The 11,835-nt window shown below is 75.1% G+C and carries 10 protein-coding genes and 1 riboswitch; of the genes, 2 read left to right on the top strand and 8 right to left on the bottom strand.

The features are described from left to right. Positions 1–163: 163 nt before the first annotated feature. Positions 164–1,306: a glycosyltransferase family 4 protein gene (locus QNO07_RS19350; protein WP_283993510.1), complete on the bottom strand. Its 1,143-nt coding sequence runs from the start codon at positions 1,304–1,306 to the stop codon at positions 164–166. Between the two features lie 60 nt (positions 1,307–1,366). Here QNO07_RS19350 and QNO07_RS19345 point away from each other — a divergent pair, with 60 nt between their 5' ends. Continuing rightward, on the top strand, positions 1,367–2,668 hold the full coding sequence (locus QNO07_RS19345) for a glycosyltransferase 87 family protein (protein ID WP_283993437.1): 1,302 nt from the start codon (positions 1,367–1,369) through the stop codon (positions 2,666–2,668). On the opposite strand, the gene QNO07_RS19340 is transcribed toward QNO07_RS19345, so the two are convergent. The 5 genes from QNO07_RS19340 to QNO07_RS19320 all read right to left on the bottom strand — a co-directional run bounded on the left by QNO07_RS19340 (position 2,598) and on the right by QNO07_RS19320 (position 8,213). Then, complete coding sequence (locus QNO07_RS19340; RefSeq protein WP_283993436.1) at positions 2,598–3,899, bottom strand: hypothetical protein; 1,302 nt, start codon at positions 3,897–3,899, stop codon at positions 2,598–2,600. The genes QNO07_RS19345 and QNO07_RS19340 overlap by 71 nt on opposite strands. Positions 3,900–3,949: 50 nt before the next feature. Then, positions 3,950–4,990 carry a C40 family peptidase gene (locus QNO07_RS19335; protein WP_283993435.1) on the bottom strand — a complete coding sequence of 347 codons (1,041 nt, stop codon included), beginning with the start codon at positions 4,988–4,990 and terminating at the stop codon, positions 3,950–3,952. 261 nt (positions 4,991–5,251) lie between these two features. After that, complete coding sequence (locus tag QNO07_RS19330; RefSeq protein ID WP_283993434.1) at positions 5,252–6,310, bottom strand: C40 family peptidase; 1,059 nt, start codon at positions 6,308–6,310, stop codon at positions 5,252–5,254. Between the two features lie 266 nt (positions 6,311–6,576). Beyond that, positions 6,577–7,953, bottom strand: a complete 1,377-nt coding sequence (locus QNO07_RS19325) for an NYN domain-containing protein (RefSeq protein ID WP_502961883.1) — start codon at positions 7,951–7,953, stop codon at positions 6,577–6,579. 20 nt (positions 7,954–7,973) lie between these two features. Further along, positions 7,974–8,213, bottom strand: coding sequence for a hypothetical protein (locus QNO07_RS19320; RefSeq protein WP_283993433.1), 240 nt, complete (start codon positions 8,211–8,213; stop codon positions 7,974–7,976). 293 nt (positions 8,214–8,506) lie between these two features. Here QNO07_RS19320 and QNO07_RS19315 point away from each other — a divergent pair, with 293 nt between their 5' ends. Next, positions 8,507–8,788, top strand: a complete 282-nt coding sequence (locus tag QNO07_RS19315) for an Lrp/AsnC family transcriptional regulator (RefSeq protein ID WP_283993432.1) — start codon at positions 8,507–8,509, stop codon at positions 8,786–8,788. A gap of 70 nt (positions 8,789–8,858) precedes the next feature. Here QNO07_RS19315 and QNO07_RS19310 read toward each other — a convergent pair whose 3' ends face one another. Then, entirely contained in the window at positions 8,859–10,301 is a 1,443-nt protein-coding gene (locus QNO07_RS19310) for an aminotransferase class V-fold PLP-dependent enzyme (protein ID WP_283993431.1), read from the bottom strand. A 126-nt stretch (positions 10,302–10,427) separates the two neighbouring features. Then, positions 10,428–10,545: riboswitch (SAM riboswitch) on the bottom strand. Positions 10,546–10,748: 203 nt separating this feature from the next. Further along, the gene (gene trpD, locus QNO07_RS19305; RefSeq protein WP_283993430.1) at positions 10,749–11,813 is read right to left on the bottom strand and encodes an anthranilate phosphoribosyltransferase; all 1,065 of its coding nucleotides are present in this window, start codon (positions 11,811–11,813) and stop codon (positions 10,749–10,751) included. Between the last annotated feature and the right edge of the window lie 22 nt (positions 11,814–11,835).

Raw genomic sequence — 11,835 nt, 5'->3', positions numbered from 1 at the left:
CGTCCCGCCCCACTCCTGAGGCTGCGTCACCCGCGGCGCTCGGACCTGCACGGGCAGGACGTTCGCGTACTGACCACCGCCCCGCCCACCGCTGAGTCGCACGGGGGCGGACTCAGCGGTGGGCGGGGCGGGTCCGGTCGCGGCCGGACCCGACCTGACGGCGTCACAGCAGGGCGCGGAGCCGTTCGGCCAGCAGGTCCCAGCGCCAGCGCTCCTCGACCCACTGCCGACCGCGCCGTCCCATGCGCTGCCGCAGTTCCGGGTCGCGCAGCAGGCTGACCAGCCGGTCCGCGGTCTGCTCGGCGTCGCCGCCGCGAACCACCCAGCCGGTCTCGCCGTCGAGCACCGCGTCGGGCGCGCCGCCGGAGTCGCCGCCGACCACCGGTAGGCCGGTGGCGGACGCCTCCAGGTAGACGATGCCCAGCCCCTCGACGTCGAGGCCGCCGCGGCGGGTCCGGCAGGGCATGGCGAAGACGTCGCCGGCCCCGTAGTGGGCGGGCAGCTCCGCCCACGGCACCGACCCGGTGAACCGGACGGCGTCGGCCACGCCCGTCGTGGACGCCAGGCGCCGCAGCTCGCCCTCGTAGGGGCCCCCGCCGACGACGAGCAGCACGGTGTCGGGCACCTCGGACAGGACCCGCGGCAGCGCGCGGATCAGGGTGTCCTGGCCCTTGCGCGGGACGAGGCGGGAGACGCACACCACGACCGGGCGCTCGCTCAGGCCCAGCCGGGCCCGCACCCGGTCGCCGCCGGAACCCGGGTGGAAGGTCTTCTCGTCGACGCCGGGCGGCAGTTGGACCATCCGGTCGGCCGCCGCCGGGGAGAGCGCCGGGGCGATCCGGGAGCGGGTGTACTCACCGAGGTAGGTGACGGTGTCCACCCCGTCCCCGACCCGGCGCAGCAGCCGCCGGGCGCCCGGCAGCTGGGCCCAGCCCGCCTCGTGGCCGTGGGTCGTCGCGATGATCCGCTCCGCCCCGGCGTCCCGCAGCGCGGGGGCCATCAGGCCCAGCGGTGCCGCCGCGCCGAACCACACCGCGGTGCAGCCGTGTTCCCGAAGCAGTCCCACCGCGCGGCGGGTCGCGCGCGGGGTGGGCAGCAGCATCGTGGCGCGGTCGCGCACCACCGCGAAAGGCTGCTCGGCGTCGAACCGCGACGTCTCCGCGCGCCCCTCGGCGGTCCGGTTCCACGTCGAGGCGTAGACGACCACCCGGTCCGGGTCCAGCCGCAGCGCCAAGCTGTGCAGGAACGCCTGGATGCCGCCGGGGCGGGGCGGGAAGTCGTTGGTGACAATCAGCGTCTTGCGCATCGTCTCGTACATCGGCGACGACAGTACCGGGTGGCCGGGCGCGCAGCGTACGGTCGGGTCATGCGTGCGCCCCCCACCGCCCGGACCGCCTGCCTCGTCTGGGCCGCCACCCGCGTCCTGCTGCTGCTCCTGGTGTTCCACGTGCTGACCCTGCCGGGCCCGGACGTCACCACCGACGTGTCGGTGATCTACCGGAACTGGTACGAGGTGCTGCGCACGGGCAGCTTCCCGCTGGACGACGTGACGTGGCAGTACCCGCCGGGCGCCGCGCTGCCCGTGCTCGCCCCCGCCCTGCTGCCGTTCCTGTCCTACCCGGCGGCGTTCTTCGTCCTGGCGCTGCTCACCGACGCGGCGGTGTTCGCCGCGCTGCTGCGCGCCGGGCGCGGCGCCGGGCGCAGCGTGGCGGGCGCCTGGGTGTGGGTGGCCGGGGTGCCGCTGCTGGGGCCGACAGCCTTCGCCCGGTACGACGTGATGGTGACGGCGGTGGCGGTGGCCGCGCTGCTCACCGCTGCCCGGCACCCCCGTGCCGCGGGCGCGCTGGCCGCTTTCGGCGCGCTGCTGAAGGTGTGGCCGGCGCTGATCCTGGTCGGCACGCCGCGCGGCCGGGCGACCCGCGCGGCGTGGCTGGCGGCGCTGGCCACCGGGGTGCTGCTCACGGCACTGTTCACCGCGGCGATGCCGGGCGCGCTGGACTTCCTGACGGCGCAGCGGGACCGCGGTGTGGAGGTGGAGTCGCTGGGCGCGCTGGTACTGCACGTCGCCCGGCAGTTCGGCTGGGAGGGGGAGGTGAGGCTGCACTACGGGTCGATGGAGTTCCTCGGCCCGCACGTGGAGGCGGTCGCGGCGGGGTCGCTGGTACTGACGGCCCTCGCCTTCGGCTGGCTGCTGTGGTGGCGGCTGCGGGCCCGGCGCTGGACGGCGGCCACTCCCGCCGACGCGGCGTTCACCGCGGTGCTGCTGTTCACCACCACCAGCCGTGTGCTCAGCCCGCAGTACCTGCTGTGGCTGGTGGGCCTGGCCGCGGTGTGCCTGGCGCTGCGTTCGTGGCACATGCGGGGACCGGCCCTGCTGGTGCTGGCCGCGACCTTCTTCACGCTGCTGGAGTTCCCGCTCGGTTTCGGGCACGTGGTGGCGAGCGACGCGGTCGGCGTGACACTGCTGGTGGTGCGGAACGGGCTGCTGGTGGCCGCCTCGCTGCTGGCCGGTGCGGCGCTGTGGCGCAGCACGGTGACGGCCGGGGACCGCCCGGAACCGGGTCCGGGCGGGGCCGGGCACGGCGGAGCCCGCGTGTTCAGCCCTGCGGTCGCCGCGCCGGTGAGCCGCCGAGTTCGGCCCGCAGGTGGTCGCGCCAGCGAGCGGTGAACTCGGCCTCGCCGACGCCCAGCACCTCGCGCAGCGCCGCGTCCGCGCTCTGCCCGCCCATCGCCCGGTAGAGGTCTCCGGGCGCCTTCGGGCCCCAGTCGCGGGCGATGAGCAGGCAGGCCAGCCACCCGCCCTCGTAGGCGAGGGCCAGCTCGGCGGCGGACCGGCCGAAGGTGAAGTCCTCGTCGGAGGGCAGTTGCCGGGGCACCCGGCCGGCGCGCACCTCGCGGGCCAGTTCCGGGGCGGCCTGCTCCGGGGTGCGGTCGGTGCCGAGGTATCCGGCCCAGTCGGCGAAGCCCTCGGAGAGCCACAGCGGCGTGGCGGCGGTGGTGGCGCCCCGGGTGGCGGCGTGCGTCACCTCGTGGGTCATCACGACCCGGCGCCCCTCCGCGCTGAGCGCGCCGTACGCGCCTGGGTTGACCAGCACACGGACCGCCGGCGCCGGGCCGGACGTCGGGCCGGGGTCGGCGGATGCCCGGTGCCGGGCCGTGCCGTCCCCGCGCTCGGCGTGCGCGCCCGGGTCGCCCGCGCTGGTGGTGACGGCGGCGATGCCGCGGTAGTCGGCGGGCGGCGCACCGAGCAGCTCGGCCATCTCGTTGACTCCGGCGGGCGCCAGCACCACGACCCGGCGCGTCCAGGGCCGCTTCCATGCCGCGTCCACGGCGGGCACCGCGCGGTCGGCCTCGGCGGCCAGCTCGCGCAGCGAGGCACGGTCCCGCCCGACGCCGAGCACCAGGCTGCGGCTGCCCCGCTGCACGGTCAACGCGCCCTGCTCCCACAGCTGGCGGGCGCTTCCGTCCCGTTCCCCGCTCAGGTACCAGCGGTCACCGCGGCGGACCGCGTCCCACTGCTCCTCGTCTGTGACGGGGGTGCGGTCGTGGCCGCGCAGCCGGTGGCTCAGCTCCGCCCGGACCACCGCGCGGTCGCCGTCCTCGGGCAGTGGGTGCACCGACAGCAGGCGGTAGGACCACTGCTCCAGCGGGAGGGCGCGCAGGTTGTCGAAGGCCTGGCGGCGCAGCGCCGCGTAGCCGGTCGCCGCCGGGTCGATCTCGGCGAGGTAGGCGTCGCGGTCACCCGCGGTGACCGCGGCCGACTGCCGTGCCAGCAGCTGTCCCAGTTCCTCGCGCGGCGCGGGCACCGGGGCAGGGGCGGCGCAGGCGGCGGGCAGCGCCAGCAGGGCCGCGAGGACGGCCGCCGCCCACGGCCGCGTCGCCCAGCCGCGTCCCGCCACGGGACGATCGTACGGCGACGGGCGGCCGGCGGGCTCCTGGGCCCGGCCGGTCAGGGCCGGCTGACCGCGCTCACCGGCATCATGTTGACCGGGTCGTACCGCACCTGCGCGCCCGGGTAGGGCGCGTGCACGACCTGGCCGTTGCCCACGTACATCGCCACATGGCTGGCGTCGCCGCGGTAGACGACGAGGTCGCCCGGCTGGGCCTGGGAGAGCGGCACCCGGCGGCCCGCGTGGGCCTGGCCCTGCGAGGTGCGCGGCACCGACACCCCGGCCTGGGCGTACGCCCACTGGGTGAGCCCGGCGCAATCGAAGGCGCTGGGCCCGGCGGCGCCCCACACGTAGGGGCGGCCGACGGCACCGCGCGCGGCGGCCACCGCCGCCCCGGCCCGGCCGGAGGGCGCCTGCGAGGCGTCCGGCAGCACACCGTCGGGGCGGGTTCCGCTGCGGGAGGCGCGCTCGCGGTCGGAACGCTCCTCGGGCGTCAGCCGGTTGAGCAGCCGGCGGGCGGCGCCGAGCTTGCTCTGCACGGCCTTCTTGTGCCGCTGGAGTTCCTTGCCGTGGTGCTCCAGCTGGGTGAGCTTCGTGCCCGCCTCGGTCCGCTGCTGGGCCAGGGAGCGCTGAGCGCGCAGGAGTTCGCGGAGCTTGCCGGAGTGCCGGTTGCTGATCCGGTCGAGCGTCGCGGCCTTGTCCAGGTAGTCCTCGGGGTTCTCCGAGAGGATCAGCGCGACCGTCGGGTCGAGCCCGGCGGAGCGGTACTGGGCGCCGGCCACAGCGGCCAGCGCGCCGCGCATCCGGTTGACGGCGGCCTGGCCGCGGGCGGCCCGGTCCTGGGCGCGCTCGACCTGTTCGCGCAGCTCGTCGACCTTCTCGGCGGTGGCGTTGTACTTCTCGGTGGCGCGTTCGGCCTCCGCGTAGAGCTGGTCCACGCGCGTACCGGCGGACTCCACCGTGGGCTGCGCGGGGTCGGCGAGAGCCGGGACGGCCGTGATCACGGCAGCCGCTCCCGCAGCCGCCGACAGGGCGGTGACCCGGGCACCACGGCCGAGGCCGGGCGGCGAGATGTGCCGATTGGACCGGTGCGTCGCCACGGTTGTCCGCGCTCCTTCCGCTGACGCCTCCCCGTTCGGGGACTGCGCTCGCAGACAGTAGCCCCGGCGTCACACCAGCACCAAGAACCCTCGGCGGCACGGAATGTGACACAGCGTCCCGGGCGCAGGTCACCGCCGCGACGCGGTCAGTCACGGCGGTGCGGAATCACCCGTAGGGAGGAGTGTGGCGGCGCGACGGCCGGTGGATTCCGGCCCGGTCGCGGCCCGGGCCGGTGGCAGCCCGGACCGGTCGGCGGTACGTCAGCCGATGCGGACGCCCCACATGAACGGCATGCCGCTGCCGCTGATGGACTCGTAGCGGACGTTGGCGCCGGGCTTCGGGGCGTGCAGCATCTGGCCGTTGCCGGCGTAGAAGCCGACGTGGCTGAGGTCGCTGCGCAGCAGCACCAGGTCGCCGGGGCGCAGGTCGCTCATGGAGTTGATCCGGGTACCGGCGTTGGCCTGTGCCTGCGAGGTGCGCGGGATGGAGACGCCGGCCTGGTTGAAGGCCCAGGACGTCAGGCCCGAGCAGTCGAAGGAGTTGGGGCCGGTGGCGCCCCACACGTAGGGCGAGCCGACCTTGGACTGGGCCGCACTCAGGGCGCCGCTGCCGCGCTGCGACGCGCCGGCCTGGTTGCCCAGCTCGGTGCGGGCGCTGGCGCTGCTGCGGGTGGCCCGCGCGTCCTCGGCTGCCTTCTCGGCCGCCGCGGCGGCCTTCTCCTTCGCCGTCATGGTGTTCAGCAGGCGCTGCGCCTTGGCGAGCTTGCCCTGGATCTCGGACTTCTTGGCCGCGAGTTCCTTGCGGGTGTCGGCGAGTTCCTTGAGCTTCTCGCCGGCCTCCTTGCGCTGCTGCTCCAGCGTGCGCTGCTTGGTCTGGATCTTCTGCAGGGCGCCGAGCTGCTTGCTGCTGAGCTGGTCGAGCGTCGCCGCCTTCGCCAGGTACTCGTCCGGGTCGGCGGAGAGGATCAGCTGCACTGTCGGGTCGACGCCGCCGCTGCGGTACTGGGCGGTGGCCACGGCACCGAGGGCGTTGCGCATGTCGTTGAGTTCACCCTGGCCGCGGGCCACGGTGTCCTGGACGCGGTCGACCTGCTTCTGGAGCTTCTTGGCCTTCTCGTTGGCGCCGTTGTACTTCTCCGTCGCCTGGGTCGCCTCCTCGTGCAGGCGGTCGACCTCTGCCTGCACGCCCTTCTTGTTCGGGTCCGGCGCGGGATCCGCCGAGGCCGCCTGGGTGGAGAGGGCCACAGCTGCCGCGGCGGTCGCAGTGAGAACGGTCGCACGGGCACGGCTGGGCTGCTTGGGACGACGGTGGGACGCCACTCGGGCGAGCTCCTTCTTCCTCAGCCGCCTGCCGGAGTGTTGGGGGACGTCACTCCCGGCTCCGTGTACACACCACGGAATCGGCGGTTCCTCCGCTGACACCCCGGATGAGTGATCGACCGCGCGAAGGTTCGAGCCCTGACCATAGCCACGTGCCACCCAGGCATCAAATCCTCCCGGGCAAAATCTCGTTGCGCGAGCAGATCCTTTACCTTCACCGCACTGGCAGCGACCGCCGCCTGACCCTGCGTAGACCCGCGGAGGCCTCAGGTCCGGGCAAGTCGCTTGAGAAGCAGGGCCGATGCGACCGGCCGCGCCCCGGCGGCGGCGACCCCGTCTGCCACCTCCCGGTCGGTGGAGACGACCACCACGGGACGCCCCTCGGGCTCGGCACGGGTGAGCCGGCGGATCAACTCGTCGGCGGTCTGCCCCGGTTTGCTGAAAAGGACCCTTACGCCCCGAGGTGGTGCGAGCAGTACCGGTGCCACCAGTTCCGCACCGTCGAAGACGCAGGTGACCTCGGCGCCGGAGTGCGCGGCGAGCACCGACAAACCACCCAGAAGCCGCAGTCGTTGCTTTTCCAACGGCAGTGTCGGATAACCGGTCTTGGTGACGTTGTAGCCGTCGACCAGCAGGTGCACCTGCGGCAGTGCGAGGAGTTGGTCGAGCAGCGCCGGGTCGTCCTCCGACAGCGCACGCCGGGCGATGTCCTTCGGCGTCATGCGGCCGGGCTCGACCGCGTCCACGGTGTCCGCCGGATGCAGCGCGGCCGGGGGCAGCGCCAGCTCGCGACGCAGCCCCTGGGCCGCGTCCAGCACCGTGTCCAGCAGCAGGCGCACCCGCATGTCCTCCACGCTGCGCCCCTCGCGCACCGCGCGGCGGCTGCTCTCCAGCGCACCCTCGGCCTCCGCGAGGCGGGTCCTCAGCCGGCGCGCCTCACTGTCGGCCGCCGCCTTGTGCGTGGCCGCGCCCGCCTGGGCCTCCTCCAGCAGCGCGCGTGTCCTGCGGACCTCCGCCTCGCCGCGCTTGACGTCGCTGAGCGCGCTGCGCAGCCGGCGCTGCAGTGCGTCCGACTCCTTGCGTGCGGCGTCGAGTTCGGTGCGGTAGCGCTCGGTCTCCTCGCGGGCGGCGGTCCGCGCGTGGTCCAGTTCCTCGCGCAGCCGGGCCAGTTCCCGCTGGGCCTCCTCACCGGCCCGCTCGGCCTCGGCGCGCTGCGCCTCCTCGCTCGCGGCGGCGACCAGCTTCACCCAGCCGTCGGGACGCAGCACGTACGCCGCGGCAGCCACGTCCACCGGGTCGGCCGCGGCCGGCGGTGCCCCGCCCTCGACGGCCCGTGCCAGCTCCGGTTCCAGCTCGCGGAACCGGCCGGCGATGCGCTGCCGGAAGACCGTGTCAGCGGCCAGCGCCGCCGCCATCGCGTTGCCGCCGTACTTGGCCCGGCGCGCGGGTGTGAAGCGGGCGTACTGGCGCAGGGGTGCGGGCAGTTCCGCGACGGTCAGCCCGCCCAGGGCGTCGCCGGTGAACGCCACCACCCGGCGCCGCACCCGCTCGGGCAGCGGCCGGTCGAGCGCCTCGGCCTCCGCGCCCTCACCGCCGCCCGGCTCCGCCGGGGTGGCCGGTTCGCCACCCGTCCGTTCCTGCACCGCTCACACCCGCCCGTCCGTCAGACCTGGGCGCCGGGGCGGTCCACCAGCTCGACCTGGTCCACCGCGTTGCACCAGCGGCAGCGCACCGACTCCACGGCCTCGCTGACGACCTCGGTCTCCTCCACGCTGGGCTCACCGGCGAGGTCCAGGTGCACGTACTCCACCACCCGGCTGGTGCGCGTCACGTCGAACCGGGTCAGGTTGCCGCACAGGGTGCAGCGCCAGCGGGTCGCGGCGGTGGGTGGAGGGACCGGCATGGTGTCGTCCTCTTCTTCGCTCGGAGGGCCCGGGAGCTGCGGAGTACCGCGCCCGCGTCGTCACCCGCAACCCTACGGCCTGCGGGGCCCCGAGTGTGCCGGGCCGCCGCAGGGCAACCGAAGCGTCACCAAGCCCGCGCGCGCCCCCTCCGGCTGCCGCCCGGACCCCGCTCCGACCCCGAACGGCCACCCGCACGAGGGGTTCCGCCGCGGTCCTCGCCGCGCGGGGGCGGGTCCGGGCGGGCGGTTAGAGTGAGCGGGCCAGCTCAGGCGACCGAGGGAGAGACCCAGACGTGATCACTTCGATCGTGCTCATCAAGACCAGCACCGACCGGATTCCGGAGATCGCCGAGCAGATCGCGGCCCTGGACGGCGTCAGCGAGGTCTACTCGGTGACGGGCGCCCACGACCTGGTGGCCATGGTGCGGGTGGCTCGCCACGACGACCTGGCCGAGGTCATCCCGGGCCGGATCAGCAAGGTCCCCGGTGTGCTCTCCACCGAGACCCACATCGCCTTCCGCACCTACTCCTCGCACGACCTGGAAGCGGCGTTCGCCATCGGGCTGGACGCCTGAGCACCCTTCCGCCCGGCGGGCGCGCCCCCCGCGGCGACGCGCCCGCCGCCGCGGGCCGGGCAGTCCCGGATCAGGCCCCGGCGGGCCGCGACACCGGGGCGTCCAGGTCAGGCACGCAGCGCCCGTTCTCGGTGCGGTAGCCCAGCCGGGCGCCGTCGCGGACCAGCCGGGCGACGGCCGCCAGGAACCGGTCGACGTGTTCGGCGGGGGTGCCCGCGCCGAAGCTGACCCGCACCGCGTTCAGCGACCGCTCCCCCGGCTCCGCCTCCGGCGCGCCGCAGGCACCCGCCTCGCTCTCCGCCGCGCCCAGCACGGCACGCAGCAGCGGGTGGGCGCAGAACAGTCCGTCGCGGACACCGATGGCGTACTCCGCGGACAGCGCCGCCGCCAGGTGCGAGCTGTTCCAGCCGTCCACCACGAACGAGACGACGCCCACCCTCGGGGCACCGTCGCCGAACAGCGAGAGCACCCGCACCCCCGGCACCTCCGCCAGGCCGGTCAGGAGCCGTTCCAGCAGCCGCTGCTCCCGCGCCACGAGGCGCTCGAAGCCGGCCTCGGTCAGGGCCCGGCAGGCAGCGGCCAGCGCGTACGCGCCGATCACGTTGGGCGAGCCGGCCTCGTGGCGGGCCGCGGTGGTGTGCCACTCGACGTCCAGCCGCCCGTCACCGTCCCGTGCCACGCGGCGGCTGGCGCCGCCGCCGGCCAGGTACGGCTCGGCCTCGCGCAGCCAGTCGGCACGGCCGGCGAGCACGCCGGAGCCGAAGGGCGCGTACAGCTTGTGCCCGGACAGCGCGACCCAGTCCGCGTCGATCGCGGCCAGGTCCACCCGGTGGTGCGGGGCCAGCTGGGCGGCGTCCAGGACCAGCCGGGCGCCGTGCCGGTGCGCGGCGGCGGTCAACTCGGCCACCGGCCACAGCTCCCCGGTGACGTTGGAGGCGCCGGTGACGCAGACCAGCTTCGGGCCCTCTGGTGCCGCGTGCAGCGCCTCCTCCAGTACCGCCACCGCGTGCTGCGGGCTGCGGGGGGCGGCGAGGCACACCGTGCGCCGGCCGCGCCACGGGAGCAGCGCGGCGTGGTGCTCGGTCTCGAAGACGAAGACGGTGGTGGCCTCGGGCAGCACCGCGGCGAGCAGGTTGAGCGAGTCGGTCGTGGAGCGGGTGAACACGACCTGGTCGTCCGGCCGGCAGCCGAGGAAGTCGGCGACGGTGGCGCGGCTCTGCTCGAACAGGTCGGTGGACAGCTGCGACAGGTAGCCCGCACCGCGGTGCACGCTGCCGTAGTAGGGCACGTAGGCGGCGACGTCGTCCCACACCCGCCGCAGGGCGGGGGCGCTGGCCGCGTAGTCGAGCGCCGCGTACGGCAGCTCGCCGCCGTCGGCGAGCGGCACGCTCACGTCGGCGCCGAGCACCGGCAGCGGTTCGGCGTCGAAACCGGGAGCGGAGGCTGCGGGTGCTGCGGAGAGGGACGCGTCGGCGGTGGCGTTGCGGCAGGGGGCAGCGGCGGTTGCGGACATGCTGGGATCTCCCGGAACTGGGGTGGAGGGAATTCACGGAGCAACCGGCGGACCACGCCGCCGGGAGACATGCGGGGGTGGGGGCTTGCGCCCTAACGCATTCGCTTGCTCATCGGGGAACTCCCTCTACCGCGCTTGCCGCAGACCTCGCTGCCTGCGGCCGGGTCATCACCCGGGGCACCCCGCCACGGAAGGAGGGTTGCCGGACAGCGGGCCGGGGCCGAAATCGCTGTCACTCGTGACCTGCCGTGAGTATGGCACAACCGACCGCCGACGGCAGCGGCACCGTCCGGATGCTGAGCACGCGCCGGTCCGGGGCCCGTCACGCCGCCGTCCCGCCCGGCACGGCGGCCGGACGGGACGGTGGGCTGGGCTGGCTGAGCTGGTTGGGCTGTGCCGGTTGGGCTGTGCCAGCGGGACGGGCTTCGACGGGCCAGGGCCGGGGGGTCAGGCCTGGCTGGCGGCCACCCACCGGTCCAGCGCCGCCTTGGCCGCGCCGGAGTCGATGGCCTCGGCGGCCCGGACCATGCCCGCACTGAGCTGCTCGGGCAGCGGGTCGTCCGTCGGAGTGAGGGCGACCAGCGCGGCCGCCGAGTTGAGCAGCACCGCGTCGCGCACCGCGCCCCGCTCGCCGTCCAGCAGGCGGCGGGCGACGTCGGCGTTGTGCGCGGCGTCCGCACCGCGCAGGGCCTCCACCGGCACCAGCTCGATGCCGACGTCCCGCGGGTCGAAAGTCTGCCGCTCCACCCGGTGGTCGCGCACCGTCCAGACGGTGGACGTGGCGGTGGTGGTCAGCTCGTCGAGCCCGTCGTCGCCGCGGAAGACCAGCGCGGAGGTGCCGCGCTCGGCGAGCACACCCGCCATGATCGGCGCCATCCGCGCGTCGGCCACGCCGGTGGCCTGGGCCTGGACGCGGGCCGGGTTGGTGAGCGGGCCGAGGAAGTTGAAGGTGGTGGGGATGCCCAGTTCCCTGCGGGCTCCGGCCACATGGCGCAGGGCCGGGTGGAACTTCACCGCGAAGCAGAAGCTGATGCCGGCCTCCTGCGCCACCTCCGCCACCCGTGCGGGGCTCAGGTCGAGGTTGACGCCGAGCTTCTCCAGCACGTCGGAGGAGCCACTGGCGGAGGACGCCGCGCGGTTGCCGTGCTTGACGACCCGAGCGCCGGTGCCGGCCACGACGATGGCCGACATGGTGGAGATGTTCACCGTCCTGGCCCGGTCGCCGCCGGTGCCGACGATGTCCACCGTCGGTCCCGGCACCTCGATGGTGTTGGCGTGCTCGTACATCGTGCGGACCAGCCCGGTGACCTCCTCCACCGTCTCGCCCTTGGCGCGCAGCGCCACCGCGAAGCCGGCGATCTGCGCGTCGGTGGCCTCGCCCAGCATGATGCGGTGCATGGCCCAGGCGGTGTCCCGGGAGGAGAGGTCGCGGCCGGCGAGGAGGGCGCCCAGCACGTCGGGCCAGGTGCGCGCCGCCACGGTGTCGCCTCCGACGGGGGAAACAGCGCTCATGGGTCACGCTCCTGGTCACGGG

It is taken from the genome of Streptomyces sp. 549, from assembly GCF_030124175.1.
In the GTDB taxonomy this organism is placed as follows: domain Bacteria; phylum Actinomycetota; class Actinomycetes; order Streptomycetales; family Streptomycetaceae; genus Streptomyces.
The sequence above is the reverse complement of the archived record's forward strand: the minus strand, read 5'-3'. Positions and strand labels throughout refer to the sequence as shown.